The sequence below is a fragment of the Nocardia thraciensis genome, assembly GCF_054782435.1.
The window spans coordinates 218,365-234,244 of sequence record NZ_BAAGSM010000023.1; the positions used below are offsets into that span (position 1 = coordinate 218,365).

Here is a 15,880-nt window from a genome sequence, read left to right on the forward strand (position 1 = left end):
CATATCTCACACCAATCACGAAACGATAACACGAGACGGCTACCAGGGTGTTTGCCGTCGGCTGCCGAGCCCCGCGACCGGCGTGCCGCTCAGAGGTTTACACCGCGGTAATTCGGGAAATCAGCATGTCGGGTGGATCCTCACGCCTTAAAGGCGACCGATCAGTCCGCATTCTGTGACCACCCGCCGCGACGCGGTGCAGCATGCCCGCGGCAGCGCCCGGTCGTTATCCGCGAAGTCCCGCGAATTGATCCGGTTTACGCATGAATGTGACCCTGGTCACATTTCCTTGGATTCCGGCACTTCGCGCCCCGAGGCCCGGACTTTCGACCGGGACTTCAGGCAATTGCCTCGTCGCGGCGTATGTGTCGGACCTCGTCGTTACGCTGCCCGCCGTGCCCGACACCGCGTTCGATGCGACGTCAGGGTCCGTCGCGCCCCGTCCCGCCCAGCTGGCGTTCGACGACCTGGATACGCCGCTGTACGACACCACGTTCGTGGTCGTGGACCTGGAGACCACCGGCACCAGCCCGGAGCGGGACGCGATCACCGAGATCGGTGCGGTGAAGGTGCGCGGCGGCGAGGTGCTGGGCGAGTTCGCCACCCTGGTCGACCCGGGCTGCGCGATTCCGCCCCAGGTCGTGCACATCACCGGGATCACGACGGCCATGGTGATGGAGGCGCCGCGTATCGACGCGGTGCTGCCCGGATTCCTGGAGTTCGCCGCGGGCTCGGTGCTGGTCGCGCACAACGCCCGCTTCGACACCGGATTCCTGAAGGCCGCGGCGGCGCGGTGCGCGGCGACCTGGCCCGCCTTCCAGGTGCTGTGCACGGTGCAGCTGGCGCGGCGCATCCTGGCGCGCGACGAGGCGCCCACCGTGCGGCTGTCGGCGCTGGCGCAACTGCTGGGCGCGTCCACCCGCCCGACGCACCGCGCGCTGGACGACGCCCGCGCCACCGTGGACGTGCTGCACGCGCTGATCGAGCGGGTCGGCAATCAGGGCGTGCACAGCCTGACCGAGCTGGTCGACTATCTGCCCGAGGTGAGCCGCCGGCAGCGCTCCAAACGCTTCCTCGCCGCCGACCTACCCGCCGCGCCCGGGGTGTATCTGTTCCGCGGGCCGTCGGAGGAGGTCCTCTACATAGGGACGGCCGTGCATCTGCGGCGCCGCGTGCGCAGCTACTTCACCGGATCCGAGACCCGCACGCGCATGCGGGAAATGGTGGCGCTGGCCACCCGGGTCGACCACGTGCGGTGCGCGCACGGGCTGGAGGCCGGGGTGCGGGAGCTGCGGCTGCTGGTCGCGCACGCGCCGCCCTACAATCGGCGGTCGAAATTTCCCAGGCGGGCGTGGTGGCTCACGCTCACCGCCGAGCCCTTCCCCCGCTTCGCGATCACCCGCACACCGACCTGGGACGCGCTGGGCCCGTTCGGCTCCCGCGCCGATGCCGCCGAGATCGCCGCCACTGTCGCCGAGTACTGCGGGCTGCGCACCTGCACGACGCGGATACCGCGACACGGACGGCACGGCGCCGACTGCCCGCCCGCGGCGATCGGCGGCTGCCCGGCGGGCGTCACGGGCGAACTCCGCGACGCGACGGACTACGCATCGGCGCCCCGGTCGGTGCGCGAGCTGTTCACCGGCGGCGACGACGCGGCCTTGCGCGCCATCCGGGGCCGAATCGAAACCTACGCCGCCGCAGAGCATTTCGAGGCCGCCGCACGGTTGCGTGACCACCTCACCACGGTCGTGCGCGCACTGCGGAAGACCCAGCGACTGACCGCCCTGGCCCGCATCACCGAACTGATCGCCGCGCGGCCCGACGGTTCCGGCGGCTGGGAGTTCGCGGTGGTCCGCTACGGCCGCCTCGCCGCCGCGGGCACCGCCGCCCGCGGCATCTCCCCTATGCCCGTGGTCGAATCCCTCGTCGCCGCCGCCGAAACCGTGGTCCCCGCGCGACTCGAGACGGTATCGGACCGCACCGCATCGCCGACAAGTTCAGCGTCCGTAGCGAGGACCGCGCCGCCGGGATCCGGGACACTCGGGCTACCGCTCGATCTCGGTTCCGACGCCGACAATCTCCTCGCCGACCCGCGTTATCCCCCGCTGCGCGGCGCCTCGCCAGAGGAGACGGCACTCATCGCCCGCTGGCTCGAACAACCCGGCACCCGCATCGTCCGCACCACCGACGGCTACCACGAGCCCCGCCTAGGCGCCGGTCCCTGGCTGCGCTGGCTAGAGCGCGCCGAGGCGGCCACCCGCACGGAAACCGCCGCCCACGACTACCTCGCCCATACCTGACCGACAGGGCACGGGTTGTTTGCGCCGCGGGCGTCGGGGCGGGCAATAGACTCGGCGGCATGATTACCGCGATCGTATTGATCCACGCCGAGGCCGCCCGCATTCCCGAGACCGCGCAGGCGCTGGCCGATCTCGACGGGGTCGCCGAGGTGTATTCGTGCGCCGGAGACGTCGACCTGATCGCGGTGGTGCGGGTCCGCGACCACGAGCAGATCGCCGAGGTGGTGACGGGCCGGGTCAACAAGACCCCCGGCGTCCTGCGCACCGCCACCCACATCGCCTTCAAGTCCTACTCCCGGGCCGACGTCGAAGCGGGCTTCTCCATCGGCGAGTAGAAAAGCGAAGGCCCCGAGTCGGTTTCGACTCGGGGCCTTGGCTGTGGAGGTCAGTGGTCGTGCTTGCCGCTGCCCTCGCCGCTGCTCTGCTCCTGGTACTCGGCCAGGATCTCCAACTGTTTGTGGTGCTCCTCGCGCTCGTAGGCCGTGAGCTGGTCGGCCTGCGGCGCCGGATCCGCGCTGAGGAACGAGCCCAGGCCCGGCTTGCCCGCCCAGCCCAGCTTGTTCATCTTCTTCGGCACCGGGGCGCCCTGGTATTCCAGCGGAATCGGATGGCCGTGGTCGTCGACCGGGCCCAGCGGCTGGTGCACCTCGATGTACTCGCCGTGCGGCAGCCGCTTGATCACACCGGTCTCGATACCGTGCTCGAGCACCTGCCGGTCACTGCGCTGCAGCCCCAGACACATCCGGTACGCGAGGAAGTACGCGATCGGCGGGCCCACCAGCAGCGCGATGCGGAAGAACCACGTCGTCGCGTTCAGCGAGATGTCGAACTGCAGCGAGATGATGTCGTTGACGCAGGCCAGGGTCAGCACCAGGTAGAAGGTGATCGCCATGGCGCCGATCGCGGTGCGCACCGGCACGTCCCGCGGCCGCTGCAGCAGGTTGTGGCGGGCGGTGTCCCCGGTGAGGCGCTTCTCGATCCACGGGTAGGCGATCAGCACCGTGAACACCAGGCCCATGATCAACGCCACCCAGAACGCCGCCGGAATGGTGTAACGGCCCAGGTACAGCTCCCACGGCGGCATCAGGCGCGCCATGCCGTCGGTCCACATCATGTAGAAGTCCGGCTGCGAACCCGCCGACACCTGGGAGGGGTTGTAGGGGCCCAGGTTCCAGATCGGGTTGATCTGCAACACGCCGCCCATGATCGCGACGATGCCGAGGGTGAACATGAAGAACGCACCCTGGTCGGCGGCGAACACCGGCACGATGCGGGCGCCCACGACGTTCTTCTCGGTGCGGCCCGGGCCGGGGAACTGGGTGTGCTTCTGGTACCAGACCAGCGCCACGTGCGCCGCGATGAGCGCCAGGATGATGCCGGGCAGCAGCAGCACGTGCGCGATGTACAGGCGCGGCACGATGATGTCGCCGGGGAAGTCACCGCCGAAGATCAGCCAGTGCAGCCAGGTGCCGACCACCGGCACGCCGATCGTGATACCCGAGAACGCCGCCCGCAGGCCGGTGCCCGAGAGCAGGTCGTCGGGCAGCGAGTAGCCGAAGAAGCCCTCGAACATCGCCAGGATCAGCAGCAGCGAGCCGATCACCCAGTTCGCTTCGCGCGGCTTGCGGAACGCGCCGGTGAAGAAGATGCGGAACAGGTGGATGATGATCGACGCCGCGAACAGCAGCGCCGCCCAGTGGTGCACCTGCCGCACGAACAGCCCGCCGCGCACCTCGAAGGAGATGTCGAGCGCAGTCTCGAACGCCCGCGACATGGTCACGCCGCGCAGCGGCTGATAGGCGCCGTTGTAGACGACCTCGCTCATCGACGGATCGAAGAACAGGGTCAGGTAGATGCCCGACAGCAGCAGAATGATGAAGGCGTAGAGCGCGATCTCGCCGAGCAGGAACGACCAGTGGGTCGGGAAGACCTTGTTGATCGACCGCTTGACGAATGCCGCCATGTGGTAGCGCTCGTCCATTTCGTTGGCCTGCGCGGCCGCTTTAGAACTCATGAACGACGCTCCCAGTAGGCCGGGCCGAGCGGCTCGATGAAGTCGCCCGCGGCGACCAGGTAGCCCTCGGAATTGACGGTGATCGGCAGCTGCGGCAGCGCGCGGGCGGCGGGGCCGAAGACCGGCTTACCCCACTCGGTGGCCGAGAACTGCGACTGGTGGCAGGGGCACAGGATCCGGTTGGTCTGCTGCTCGAACAGCGAGGTCGGGCAGCCCAGATGGGTGCAGATCTTCGAATATGCGAAGTAGTCGCCGTAGTTGAAGCTCTCCTGGCCCTTGCGCTTGATCGCCTTCTGCGCGTCCTCGGTGCGCAGCCGGATCAGCATGACCGCGTTGCGGATGCCGCGCAGCGATTCGAGGGTCTCGTGCTCGTCGCCGCGCCACTCCTCTTTCCAGGGGAAAACGGTCTCCATGGCGCCCGCGTCGAGATCCTCCGGCCGCACCAGCACGATGTCCTCGGGGCGCCCGGTGTCCTTGCGGATGTAGATGGTCTGGCCGGGGTAGTCCGGCGTCCAGCCCGACACCCACAGCGGCGACTTGTCGCCCTTGGCCCACGGGTTCTTCACCAGGCCGCCGACGAACAGGAACAGCGCGCCGATGCCCAGCACGCCCACGCCCAGGCCCGCGGTGCGGGTGATCATCTTGCGGCGGCCCAGCGTCGAGGTCTCCCCCGCGTCCTTCAGCTGCGCGACCAGCGTGCGCCGCTCCACCTCGTCGGACTTGCCGTCGTGGCGATCCTGGATGGAGATTTCCGGCGGGATGAACTTCTTGCGGATCAGCACCACCGCGATGCCGATCGCCAGCACCGCCACGCCCAGCGTGATGCCGTACAGCGGGGTGGTCAGCGAATAGATCCCGGCACCGTCCTCGTGCCGACTCTTGTACTCCCAGGGCCAGAACAGGAAGACGCCGATCAGTGCGAGGGCCGAGATCGCCGAGATCGCGAACCACAGCGACACCTGCCGCTCGGCCCGCTTCTCCGCGCGGGTGCCCGGAACCGGCCAGCGCGGGGCGCGGTAGGCGACGTCGACGCCGTCGCGCTTGGTGCCGAGCTCGACCAGCTCGGACTGCGACATCGCGTCGAGCTGCTCCTCGGTGGGGTTCAGGTCGTCCCCCGGCTTGCCGTCAGCAGGCGCGCCCATGTCGTTTTGCTCCTTATCACTCATGAGCGGGATCCGATCCACATCGCCGAGCCGACCAGCGCCACGATGCCGACCACCCAGATGGCCAGGCCCTCGGTCGCGGGGCCGAAGCCGCCGAGGCCGTAGCCGCCCTCCGGTTTGGACTCGGTGCGGTCCTTCACGTAGGCGACGATGTCGCGCTTCTCCTCCGGCGTCAGCTGGCGGTCGGAGAACTTCGGCATATTCTGCGGGCCGGTCAGCATCGCGGTATAGATCTGCTGCTCGCTGGCGGGGCCGAGCGGCGGCGCGAATTTACCGGACGAGAGTGCGCCGCCCTTGCCGGTGAAGTTGTGGCACGACGCGCAGTTCATCCGGAACAGCTCGCCGCCGCGGCCGAGGTCGCCGCCCTTGATCAGCGACTCCTGCGCGATCTCGCCGTTCGGGTCGCGCACGACCGTCGGGCCGCCGCCGTTGGCCGCGATGTAGGCGCCCAGCGCGTCGGTCTGCCGCTCGTCGAACTTCGGTGGCTTGCGCTCGAGCTGCGCGCCGTTGGCCGCGGCGGGCATGCGGCCGGAGGAGACCTGGAAGTAGACGGCGGCCTCGCCGACGCCGATCAGGCTGGGGCCGCGGTCCTGCACGCCCTGCAGGTTGGCGCCGTGGCAGGTGATGCAGGAGGTGTCGTAGATCTGCTTGCCCTCGCGGATGATCGCGGACTTGTCCTCGTTCGCCGTCGCTACCTGCGCGTCCGGGGTCAGCGCGGACGCCGCGAATCCGGCTCCGACAAGACCCATCAGGAGAACCATGCCGCCCGCGACCTTGCGGCGCGTCCGGCGCTGCTTGCGGGTCTTGGTGGCCTGGTTATTCCGAGCGCTGCCGACCCCGGGGCTGACGGGATCTGGCGCTGACGGGGGAGATGAACTCATCTGTGTCCCTTTGGAGTAGACGGAACCGACTGATGCTTGGGCTGGTGCTCGTCGAAGAGCGTAGGCGTCCCTATCGGACGAAGTAGATCGTGGCGAACAACCCGATCCACACGATGTCGACGAAGTGCCAGTAGTAGGAGACGACGATCGCCGCAGTGGCCTGGGCCGGTGTGAACTTGCTGGCCTTGGTGCGCACCAGCAGGAAGATGAACGCGATGAGACCGCCGATGACGTGCAGACCGTGGAAACCGGTGGTGATGTAGAACACCGAGCCGTACACGCTGCCCGAGATGGTGGTGCCCTCGTGCACGAGGTTGATGTACTCGTAGCCCTGACCGCCGACGAAGAAGGCGCCCATCAGGAAGGTGAGGACGTACCAGCGCCGCAGCCCGAACACGTCGCCCTTCTCCGCCGCGAACACGCCCATCTGGCAGGTGAACGAGGAGGCGACCAGCACCGCGGTGACCGGCACCGCGAGCTTCAGGTTCAGCTCCGTCGGCTCCGGCGGCCAGTTGCCATGGGCCTGGGCACGGGCGACGAAGTACATGGCGAACAGCCCGGCGAAGAACATCAGCTCGCTCGACAGCCAGATGATGGTTCCGACGCTGACCATGTTGGGCCGGTTCAGCGAGTGCACGCGCTGAGTAATGGCCGATCCTGGGGTGCCTACTGCGGTCGTCACGCGGGTAAGTATGACTCGTCGTAGTACGACAGGCGTAGCCGGGTACGAAACTTACTGTCGCGTGTCGGAAATCCCACGGCGAGAGTGGGTCTCGCCACGCCTCCGGCGTGTCACGCGAATGCGCAGCTCGGAGGCGGTACGCGGGCGCCGCGACCAGGGTCTCGAGTGGCCCCGCGACCAGGGGCGCGAGAAAACGCCCCACCCCACTAGGCTGCTGGCAAGCGGAAATCGCGACAGGAGACAGTGATGAGCGCGCGCACCTGGCCCCAGATCCTCGGGGCCCTCACCGATGGGGTCGACCTGACCACGGACGAGGCGGCGTGGGCCATCGACGAGATCTTCTCCGACAACGCCACCCAGGCGCAGATCGCCGCGTTCGGCGTGGCGATGAAGATGAAGGGCCCCACGGCCTCGGAGCTGTCCGGTCTGGCGGCGGGAATGCTGGGCCACGCCCGGCGGGTGCCGCTCGAGGGCCGGGCGGTCGACATCGTCGGTACCGGGGGTGATCGGTCGGGCACCGTCAATATCTCCACCATGTCCTCGATCGTGGTGTCCGCCAGCGGAGTTCCGGTGGTCAAGCACGGCAACCGGGCGGCCTCGTCGAAGAGCGGCGGCGCGGACGTGCTGGAGGCGCTGGGCGTGCGCATCGCCCTGGGACCCGAGGCGGTCGCGCGCTGCGTGCGTGAGGTCGGTATCGGATTCTGCTTCGCGCCGCTGTTCCACTCCGGGCTGCGGTTCGCGGGTCCCGCCCGCAAGGAGATCGGCGTGCCGACCGTGTTCAATGTGCTGGGCCCGCTGACCAACCCGGCACAGCCGCAGGCCGGGCTGATCGGCTGCGCGTTCCCCGACCTGCTCCCGGTCATCGCGGGCGCGTTCGCCGAGCGCGGGAACAACGCGCTGGTGGTGCGCGGTAACGACGGGCTCGACGAGATCACCACCGCGGACACCACCACCGCGTGGGTGGTCACCGGCGGGCATCTCACGCAGACCACCATCGACCCGACCCGGATCGGTATTCCGCGGGTGTCCCAGGAGTCGCTGCGCGGCGGCGACGCCGAGGCGAACGCGGTCATCGCGCGCAATATGCTGGCCGGTCAGCCGGGTCCGGTCCGCGATGCGGTGCTGCTGAACTCGGCCGCCGCCATCGTCGCCTACGAGCTGACCCCGGAGACCGCCGACAAGGACATCCACGACGCGCTGGGCGGGGCCGTGGACCGGGCGGCGCACGCCGTCGACAGCGGTGCGGCGACGCGGTTGCTGGACCGCTGGATCGTCCTCACCAGCGAACTCGGTTCGGACTAGTACAGATATCGGGCGATGCTCTCGGCGACGCAGGCGGGCTTGTCGGCGCCTTCCAGTTCGATGGTGATGGTGCGCTCGGCTTGGAGGCCGCCCGGGATGTCGCGCACCGCGTCAAGGGTGACGCGGGCACGGATGCGACCGCCGGAGGGCACCGGGGTGATGAAGCGAACCTTGTTGAGGCCGTAGTTGATTCCCATCCGGATGCCGCCGACGGTGGCGGCCTGGTTGGCGAGCGGCACCGACAGTGACAGGGTGAGGAAGCCGTGCGCGATGGTCCGGCCGTAGGGGCCCGCGGCCGCTCGGTCCGGATCGACGTGGATCCACTGGTGGTCGCCGGTGGCCTCGGCGAAGGTGTCGATGCGGTCCTGCTCGACGCGCAGCCAGTCGCTGACCCCGATCTCGGCGCCCACCGCGGCTTTCAGCTCCTCGAGATCGGCGAAATCCGTCATGTGAAGCGCTCCTTCGGTTCTCGCTGGCGGACCTTGTACCGTGCCACGGCGACTCCCCTACAGTCCCATACCCTTATCAGGGCAGCCGGAACTCGTCTCGAATCCGGTCCTCGGTCAGGCCGTAGTCCGACAGGTCGTACCGGTGCGCGGGCCTGCGGTCGCCGGTGCGGCTCTCCTCGTCGAGGGCGGACATCGCCGCGCGGGCGGCGTCGGTGAACTCGATGCCGAACGCCCGGTAGATGGCTTCGACGGTCCCGAGGGGGTCGGCGCGCAGGTCCGTGAAGTCGATATCCAGGAATTGCGCCTGGTCGTAACGCTTACGCGCCGTGGTGAATTCGTGCAGTCCCCGGGACCACAGCTCGAGCTGGCTCTCGCCGATCCGGGAGCCGGTGAAGGTGTGCGACCAGCCGCGCGCTGCGTGTTCGGACAGGCTGCACACCGAGGCCAGCACGGTGGCCGGGTCGCGGTGGGTCTGGATCACCAGGGCGTCCGGGTACACGGCCATGAGCGCGTCGAGCGCGAACAGGTGGCTGGGGTTCTTCAGGATCCAGCGGCGCTCGTCACCCAGGCCGATGAGCTGCAGGTTGCCGCGGTGGCGGGCGTAGGCGTCGGTCCAGTCCTGCTGCCGCAGCCACCGCGAGTAGGTGGGCAGGTAGGCAAGGCACTCGTAGGACACCGATTTCACCGTCTGCCGCAACAGCTGCCAGCATTCCTCGACCTCGGCGGCGGTCATGTAGTGCAGGCCCATGAACTCGGGATTCTCGATGTGATGCTGGGCGAATCCGGCGTCGATCTGCCGGTAGACGGGGTTGTCGGCCCAGGTCTCGCGCGGCGGTCGGGGCTGCGGGAACTCGGTCAGCCACATCTCCAGCGCCTGGTGGCCGGGGTCGGCGGCCAGCAGGCGGTGCAGCGCGGTGGTACCGGTGCGGGGCAGCCCGGTGACGAAAATCGGCCTGGTGACCGGGGTTTCGGCAGAGCCGGGATTGGCCTTCCAGGAGGCCTCGCTCAGCGCGCGAGCCACCAGGGCGCCGCGCAGGAAGTAGCGGTTCATCTTGCTGCCCAGCTCGGTGAGGTCGGCATCGCGCCGATAGCTCTCGAGCAGGATGCCGAGGGCCTCGTGGTAGTCGCGGGAACCGAAATCGGTCAGGCCGCAGGCTTTGGTTGCCGAGGCGTGCAGATCCTCGACCGTGCCTACGTCGGTGCGGGTGGTCATAGCGCGATCCTTGGTTCAGGCGTGGTATTCGCCGCAGTTGACGTCGAGGGTCTGGCCGGTGATGGCGCTGGACCAGTCGGAGGCGAGAAACACCACGGCGTGGGCGATTTCGTCCGGTTCGGGCAGGCGTTTGAGGTCCGACCGCGCGGCGGTCTGCTCGTACACCTGGTCGACGGTGATGCCGTACTTCTTGGCGACCTCGCCGAAATACCACTTCAGCTGGTCGCTCCAGATGTAGCCCGGCGCCACGCTGTTGACCCGGATTCCCTTGTCCCCCAGTTCGGTCGCCAGGGTCTGCGACATGGCCAGCAGGGCGGACTTGGCCATCTTGTAACTGCCGTAGCGCGGTTCGGAGTGGCGCAGCACGGCCGAGTTGATCATCACCACCGCCCCCTCGGTCGCGGCCAGCGCCTCGGTGAACGCCTGCGTCATGCGCAGGCCGCCCAGCACGGTGAGGTCCACGCTGTCGCGGATCTGCTGAAAGTCGGTGCGGGCCAGCGGTTTCATCGACGGCACCGAGAACGCGTTGTTGACCAGGGCATCGACCCGGCCGAACGCGTCGACGGTGCGCCGAACCAGATTATCGACCGCCGCCTGGTCCGCGATATCGGTAGGCACACAGAGGGTTTCGCCGCCACCGGCCTCGATCTCGGCGGCGACCTCCCGCAGGCGGGATTCGGTGCGCGCGGCGAGCACCACCTTCGCCCCGGCCGCCGCGGCCTCCAGACAGATGGACCGACCCAGGCCGGGGCCGACCCCGCTGACCACGACGACCTTGTCCGCCAGCAATGCGGTACTCACGCTGTTTCCTTCCTCGCTCATCCGAGCATCCGTGCCGCGAAACCGCGCTGCCGGGCGGCGATACGATCGCGCCAGCCCGCCTCGTCGACGGCGTTCAGTTCGTAGTGCGGCAACAGATCCCGGACCTTGCCGAACGGCACCACCTCGGCCACCGGACCGTCCGCGGGGGTCATCGCGCGGTCGGTGCGCTGCCAGCGGAACTGCAGGATGCCGTGTGCGCATCCGGTGGTCTCGATCCAGTTCGCGACGCCGGGATCGCGCGCGGCGACCACCATCCGGATCATGCCGTCCGGATCGACCTGCGCTTGGGCGCTGTTGAGGCTGGTCTGGTGGTGGACGTAGTCGAGCGAGATGTACCAGCGGCTGCCGAGCTGGAAACCTTGGTAGGGCGCATCGGATTTCGGCACGGTGATCAGCAGCGCCTGATCGTCGTCGAGGTCGAAGTGGCCGACCGAGGAGTACTGGGTGCTGAGCCCGCCGGGCGTGAGCCGCGGTTCGGTGAGCGTGTTGACCGGCAGGTCCAGGTAGAACCATTTCGGGAAGTTGAACCAGGTGTGGATGCGCTGCACCAGCATGCGCGCGGCCGCCCGGTAGCGTTTGCGCAACTGCTCGACACTCGGTGCGGCAGGGGCGGTACCGAGGGTGTCGACGCGTTCGATGCGGATGGCGCCCTTGTGTTCAGCGTTCCAGTCGCCGTACACCTCGCGCACCGCGAGCATGGAGGCGCTCTCGCCCAGCACGAAGTAGTTCGGGCCCGGATCTTGTTTCGGCGGACCGAATCTCAGCTCGTAGGAACCGTCCGGGGCGATGTCGATCCGACGGTCGTCGAAGGCGTCGTCGCCGCCCGGGACATTGGTGGCGGTGTAATCGCCCTGGAGGACCTGGAAACTCAGATCGACGGTGCTGCCCCGCGTCCCGGTGATCAGGTATTCCACGTCCGGCTCCACGTTCGCGTGGTAGTAGAGCGTATCCGGGTTGTCCAGGCCCATCTTGGTATACGGGCCGGTGGAGGTGACGAAGGACGGGTGGCTGGTGCCGTGCACGCCGGACAGCTGCATGACGGCCTGGATGCTGCCCGCGAGGTACTCGTAGCCCTCGGCCAGATCCCGCTCGTCGCGAATGAAATCGGCTGTGGCGATGAGCCTTTCGGCCTCGGCGATGGCGGTGAGCAGCGGCTCGGTCAAGGGCGGATCTGGCTGGGATGGTTCCATCGGATTCCTGTTCTCGAGGCGGACTGTGCGTGCCGCGCGGCTACAGCCGCAGGTGGTGACGGATGTGCGCGGCGATCTCGGCGGGCGTGCCGTGGTCGGGGGTGACCACGAGGTCCGGATGTTGGGGCGCCTCGTAGGGCGAGTCGATGCCGGTGAATTCGCGCAGTTCGCCCGCGCGGGCGCGGGCGTACAGCCCCTTCGGGTCGCGCCGCTCGCACAGCGCCAGGGGGGTGTCGACGAAGACCTCGTGGAACGGTAGTCCACGGTCGCCGTGCACCGCCCGGGCGAGCTTGCGCTGCGCGGCGAACGGGCTGATCAGAGAGACGATCGCGGTCACGCCCGCATCGGCGAACAGGGCGGCGACCTCGGCTACGCGGCGGATGTTCTCGCGGCGATCGTCGTCGCCGAAGGCCAGGTCGCTGTTCAGCCCGTGCCGCAGGTTGTCGCCGTCCAGCAGATACGCCGGGCGGCCCGATTCCACCAGCCGCCGCTCCAGCTCGACCGCGATAGTGGACTTTCCGGAGCCGGACAGGCCGGTCAGCCAGATCGTGGCGCCCGCGTGCGGGCGCTCGGAGCGGGTGACGGCCGAACTCTGCCAGACCACGTTCGCGCTGCGGCCACGGCCCGCCGCGCGCTCACCCGCATCCGGCCCGATCCCGGTGTCACGCGCCAGTATCATCCCCGCCGCCACCGTCTGGTTGGTCGCTTCGTCGACGAGGATGAAGCTGCCCGTGCGGCGGTTGTCGCGGTACGGGTCGGCCATCAGCGGCTGTCGACCGGACAGTGAAACTCGCGCGATATCGTTGAGCGCCAAGCTTTCCGCGTCCGTGACGCGGTGCAGCGTATTGACGTCGAGGCGGTAGTCCAGACCCGTGACACGCACCCTGCCGGACTGCGCGGCGGTGCGCAGTTCGTAGTCGCCGCCGACGCGCAGCTCCGTATCGTCGGAGAACCAGCACACCATGGCGTCGAGATCGCGGGCGATGTGCGGGCGATTTCCGGGGCGCGCCAGCATATCTCCGCGCCCGACGTCGATCTCGTCGTCGAGGGTCAGCGATACCGCCATCCCGGTGAACGCCTCGTCCACCTTGGCGCCGCCCGGGCCCCAGATGCGCGCGACCCGGGTGGTCCGGCCCGAGGGCAGGACCACCACCTCGTCGCCGGGCTTGAAGATGCCACCGGCCACCGTTCCGGCGTAGCTGCGCTGCGCGGCGTCGGCCGCTGTCCCCGACCGCCCCACGGGCGCGCTCGTGTCCGGAGCCGTACCGCGCGGACGGATCACGTACTGGATCGGCAGCCTGGCGTCGATCAGGTTCCGGTCCGAGGCGATGTGGACATCCTCCAGGTGGCGCAGCAGCGACGGGCCCGGATACCACGGCATATGCGGCGAGGAGTCGACGACGTTGTCGCCGTGCAAGGCCGAGACCGGCACGAAGCCGAGGTCGCCGACGGTCAGTTTGGCGGCGAAACCGGCGAATTCCGTGCGGATCTCGTCGAACCGGGTCTCCGACCAGTCCACCAGGTCCATCTTGTTCACGCACACCACCAGGTGCGGCACCCCGAGCAGTGCGGCGAGAAAGGCGTGGCGGCGGGTCTGCTCGACCACGCCGTGGCGCGCGTCGATCAGGATCAGCGCGAGGTCGGCGGTGGACGCGCCGGTGACCATGTTGCGCGTGTACTGCACGTGCCCCGGAGTGTCGGCGATGACGAATTTCCTTCGCGGCGTGGCGAAGTAGCGGTAGGCCACGTCGATGGTGATGCCCTGCTCGCGTTCCGCTCGCAGCCCGTCGGTCACCAGCGCCAGATCCGCAGCGGCAGCACCGCGTTGGGCGCTCACGCGCTCGATGGCCGCCAGTTGATCGGTGAACAGACTCTTGGAGTCGTAGAGCAGTCGCCCGATCAGCGTGGACTTGCCGTCGTCCACGCTGCCCGCCGTGGCCAGTCGTAACAGGTTGCGGCTCATCAGAAGTACCCTTCCCGCTTGCGGTCTTCCATACCGCTGTCGGAGATTCGGTCGTCGGCGCGAGTCGCGCCGCGTTCGGTGAGCCGGGTGACGGCGGTCTCGGCGATCACCGCGGCCGGGTCGGCGGCCGTGCTCTCGACGCACCCGGTGCAGGTGGCGTCGCCGACGGTGCGGAAGCGCACGGTGGCGTCGAGCACCTCCTCGCCGTCGCGGGGTGTCAGGAATCGCCCGGCCGCCAACAACATTCCGTCGCGGCGCAGCACGGTGCGGCGGTGCGCGTAGTACAGCGAGGGCAGTTCCACCGCCTCCCGGTCGATGTACTCCCAGATGTCGAGCTCGGTCCAGTTCGACAGCGGGAACACCCGGATGTGCTCGCCCGCACGGTGTCTGCCGTTGTAGAGGTTCCAGATTTCCGGCCGCTGCGCCCGCGGCTCCCATGCCCCGAACTCGTCGCGGAAGCTGAACACCCGCTCCTTGGCGCGCGCCTTCTCCTCGTCGCGCCGGGCCCCGCCGAAGACGGCGTCGAACCGGTGCTCGGCAATAGCGCGCAGCAGCGTCGTCGTCTGCAGACGATTGCGGGTCTCCCCCGGCCGCTCCACCACGCGTCCGGCGTCGATATCGTCCTGCACCCGCGCCACCAGCAGCCGCGCCCCGACCCGTGCCGCCGTGCGGTCGCGGAAGTCGATCACCTCGTGGAAGTTGTGCCCGGTATCGACGTGCAGCAGCGCGAACGGCAGCGGCGCGGGCCAGAACGCCTTGCGCGCCAGCTCCAGCATCACCGCCGAATCCTTGCCGCCGGAGAACAGCAGCACCGGCCGCTCGAAGGTGGCCGCGACCTCCCGGAAGATGTGCACCGACTCGGCCTCCAGGGCCGCCAGATGCGACAGCTCGTATCCCGTCCGCAGCACTGCGCTCACCCACTCACCGCACCGAACACCCACACTTGCAGTGTCGAATATTCGACGCTAACGTTCGATATTGTGACACCGACGATAGGCCGATCCGGGCCCGCCGGTCAAGAACCTGTTTCAGAAAATGGGTCCGCGACCGCCTCACCGCCCACCCGCCGCGTGGTCCGGGTGGTCGAGCTGTTGTCCCGCCATCCGGCCGACCACCTATCGCTGGCCCGCATCGTGCGCGATACCGGCCTGTCGCGCGCCACCGCGCACGCCGTGCTCACCCAGCTCACCGCGGACGGGTGGACGATCCGCGACGCCGACGGCAATTACGGCCTCGGCCTCGGGCTGCTCACCGTGGCGAGGCGGGCGGAGGCGGCCTTCCCGCTGCGTCGGCTCGCGCTGGATCCGATGCGGGAACTGTCTTCTCGGCGCGGCATCCCCGTCTTCCTCGCCGAGCGCGACGGCGACGCCATCCTCATCACCGAGGTCGTCGGCACCCCGTCGGTGCCGTGGATTCGCCGGGGCCGCCGACTGCCCCTGGCGCCGCCGGTGGCCCGCGAATTCGTCGCCTGGGCACCGGAATCCGAGCGCGCCGCTTGGCTGGGCCACGCCGACCCGGCGCACCGCGACCGCCTGCGGGCGGTGCTCGATGCCGTCCGCACCCGCGGCTACTCGGTCGAGCGCCTCGCCGACGATTCCGCTCCCATACTGGAAGCCCTTGCGGCCCTGCGCAATTCCCCCGTCACCGACCCGCTGCGCCACCGTCTGGGCGGCATGATCGCCGACCTCATCACCATCGACTACCTCCCGCAGGAACTGGGCGAGGAGAACGCGGTGGTGACCGTCGCGGCGCCGATCCGCCACGGCGACACCGTCTCCGCCGCGCTCGTCGCCTGCCCCGATACCCGCCTGTCGGCCACGGCCCTGGCCGACCTCGGGTCCGCACTCGAGTCCACCGCCGACCATCTCACGTCGGCTCTCACCCGGACGCACTGAACG

Annotated in this window: 14 protein-coding genes; 4 read left to right on the top strand and 10 right to left on the bottom strand. The window is 68.9% G+C overall.

Annotated features, from left to right (window positions below; all coding sequences use genetic code 11):
- The first annotated feature begins 395 nt into the window (after window positions 1–395).
- Both ACYVLQ_RS14755 and ACYVLQ_RS14760 read left to right on the top strand, forming a co-directional pair.
- Complete coding sequence (locus ACYVLQ_RS14755) at window positions 396–2,303, top strand: DEDD exonuclease domain-containing protein (RefSeq protein WP_460698013.1); 1,908 nt, start codon at window positions 396–398, stop codon at window positions 2,301–2,303.
- A gap of 59 nt (window positions 2,304–2,362) precedes the next feature.
- Window positions 2,363–2,638, top strand: a complete 276-nt coding sequence (locus ACYVLQ_RS14760; protein ID WP_460698014.1) for an Lrp/AsnC family transcriptional regulator — start codon at window positions 2,363–2,365, stop codon at window positions 2,636–2,638.
- A gap of 50 nt (window positions 2,639–2,688) precedes the next feature.
- Here ACYVLQ_RS14760 and qcrB read toward each other — a convergent pair whose 3' ends face one another.
- The 4 genes from qcrB to ctaE form a co-directional block, all read right to left on the bottom strand.
- The gene (gene qcrB, locus ACYVLQ_RS14765; protein WP_460698015.1) at window positions 2,689–4,317 is read right to left on the bottom strand and encodes a cytochrome bc1 complex cytochrome b subunit; all 1,629 of its coding nucleotides are present in this window, start codon (window positions 4,315–4,317) and stop codon (window positions 2,689–2,691) included.
- Window positions 4,314–5,459, bottom strand: coding sequence for a cytochrome bc1 complex Rieske iron-sulfur subunit (qcrA, locus tag ACYVLQ_RS14770; protein ID WP_460698016.1), 1,146 nt, complete (start codon window positions 5,457–5,459; stop codon window positions 4,314–4,316). The genes qcrB and qcrA overlap by 4 nt, the downstream gene beginning before the upstream one ends.
- Window positions 5,460–5,479: 20 nt before the next feature.
- Window positions 5,480–6,361 (bottom strand): cytochrome bc1 complex diheme cytochrome c subunit, encoded by an 882-nt coding sequence (gene qcrC / locus ACYVLQ_RS14775; RefSeq protein ID WP_460698017.1) that lies wholly within the window; start codon window positions 6,359–6,361, stop codon window positions 5,480–5,482.
- Window positions 6,362–6,431: 70 nt separating this feature from the next.
- The gene (ctaE, locus tag ACYVLQ_RS14780; RefSeq protein WP_460698018.1) at window positions 6,432–7,043 is read right to left on the bottom strand and encodes an aa3-type cytochrome oxidase subunit III; all 612 of its coding nucleotides are present in this window, start codon (window positions 7,041–7,043) and stop codon (window positions 6,432–6,434) included.
- Between the two features lie 246 nt (window positions 7,044–7,289).
- Here ctaE and trpD point away from each other — a divergent pair, with 246 nt between their 5' ends.
- Window positions 7,290–8,345 carry an anthranilate phosphoribosyltransferase gene (gene trpD / locus ACYVLQ_RS14785; RefSeq protein WP_460698019.1) on the top strand — a complete coding sequence of 352 codons (1,056 nt, stop codon included), beginning with the start codon at window positions 7,290–7,292 and terminating at the stop codon, window positions 8,343–8,345.
- Here trpD and ACYVLQ_RS14790 read toward each other — a convergent pair.
- The 6 genes from ACYVLQ_RS14790 to cysD all read right to left on the bottom strand — a co-directional run bounded on the left by ACYVLQ_RS14790 (window position 8,342) and on the right by cysD (window position 14,899).
- The gene (locus ACYVLQ_RS14790) at window positions 8,342–8,794 is read right to left on the bottom strand and encodes a MaoC family dehydratase (RefSeq protein ID WP_460698020.1); all 453 of its coding nucleotides are present in this window, start codon (window positions 8,792–8,794) and stop codon (window positions 8,342–8,344) included. The genes trpD and ACYVLQ_RS14790 overlap by 4 nt on opposite strands.
- A 76-nt stretch (window positions 8,795–8,870) precedes the next feature.
- The gene (locus tag ACYVLQ_RS14795) at window positions 8,871–10,007 is read right to left on the bottom strand and encodes a sulfotransferase family protein (RefSeq protein WP_460698021.1); all 1,137 of its coding nucleotides are present in this window, start codon (window positions 10,005–10,007) and stop codon (window positions 8,871–8,873) included.
- Window positions 10,008–10,022: 15 nt separating this feature from the next.
- Window positions 10,023–10,829 carry an SDR family oxidoreductase gene (locus ACYVLQ_RS14800; RefSeq protein WP_460698022.1) on the bottom strand — a complete coding sequence of 269 codons (807 nt, stop codon included), beginning with the start codon at window positions 10,827–10,829 and terminating at the stop codon, window positions 10,023–10,025.
- The gene (locus ACYVLQ_RS14805) at window positions 10,826–12,019 is read right to left on the bottom strand and encodes a hypothetical protein (protein WP_460698023.1); all 1,194 of its coding nucleotides are present in this window, start codon (window positions 12,017–12,019) and stop codon (window positions 10,826–10,828) included. The genes ACYVLQ_RS14800 and ACYVLQ_RS14805 overlap by 4 nt, the downstream gene beginning before the upstream one ends.
- A 40-nt stretch (window positions 12,020–12,059) precedes the next feature.
- On the bottom strand, window positions 12,060–13,982 hold the full coding sequence (cysC, locus tag ACYVLQ_RS14810) for an adenylyl-sulfate kinase (RefSeq protein WP_460698024.1): 1,923 nt from the start codon (window positions 13,980–13,982) through the stop codon (window positions 12,060–12,062).
- Entirely contained in the window at window positions 13,982–14,899 is a 918-nt protein-coding gene (gene cysD / locus ACYVLQ_RS14815) for a sulfate adenylyltransferase subunit CysD (protein ID WP_460698025.1), read from the bottom strand. The genes cysC and cysD overlap by 1 nt, the downstream gene beginning before the upstream one ends.
- Window positions 14,900–15,061: 162 nt before the next feature.
- Between cysD and ACYVLQ_RS14820 the strand changes: the two genes are divergently transcribed.
- Window positions 15,062–15,877 carry a helix-turn-helix domain-containing protein gene (locus ACYVLQ_RS14820; RefSeq protein WP_460698026.1) on the top strand — a complete coding sequence of 272 codons (816 nt, stop codon included), beginning with the start codon at window positions 15,062–15,064 and terminating at the stop codon, window positions 15,875–15,877.
- Window positions 15,878–15,880 lie beyond the last annotated feature (3 nt).

What these genes read in the sequence shown, in the direction of transcription:
- ACYVLQ_RS14795 (WP_460698021.1), bottom strand. Translation starts at nt 10,007, where the DNA reads ATGACCACCCGCACCGACGTAGGCACGGTCGAGGATCTGCACGCCTCG.
- qcrA (WP_460698016.1), bottom strand. Translation starts at nt 5,459, where the DNA reads ATGGGCGCGCCTGCTGACGGCAAGCCGGGGGACGACCTGAACCCCACC.
- cysC (WP_460698024.1), bottom strand. Translation starts at nt 13,982, where the DNA reads ATGAGCCGCAACCTGTTACGACTGGCCACGGCGGGCAGCGTGGACGAC.
- qcrB (WP_460698015.1), bottom strand. Translation starts at nt 4,317, where the DNA reads ATGAGTTCTAAAGCGGCCGCGCAGGCCAACGAAATGGACGAGCGCTAC.
- ACYVLQ_RS14805 (WP_460698023.1), bottom strand. Translation starts at nt 12,019, where the DNA reads ATGGAACCATCCCAGCCAGATCCGCCCTTGACCGAGCCGCTGCTCACC.
- ACYVLQ_RS14800 (WP_460698022.1), bottom strand. Translation starts at nt 10,829, where the DNA reads ATGAGCGAGGAAGGAAACAGCGTGAGTACCGCATTGCTGGCGGACAAG.
- ACYVLQ_RS14760 (WP_460698014.1), top strand. Translation starts at nt 2,363, where the DNA reads ATGATTACCGCGATCGTATTGATCCACGCCGAGGCCGCCCGCATTCCC.
- trpD (WP_460698019.1), top strand. Translation starts at nt 7,290, where the DNA reads ATGAGCGCGCGCACCTGGCCCCAGATCCTCGGGGCCCTCACCGATGGG.
- ACYVLQ_RS14790 (WP_460698020.1), bottom strand. Translation starts at nt 8,794, where the DNA reads ATGACGGATTTCGCCGATCTCGAGGAGCTGAAAGCCGCGGTGGGCGCC.
- qcrC (WP_460698017.1), bottom strand. Translation starts at nt 6,361, where the DNA reads ATGAGTTCATCTCCCCCGTCAGCGCCAGATCCCGTCAGCCCCGGGGTC.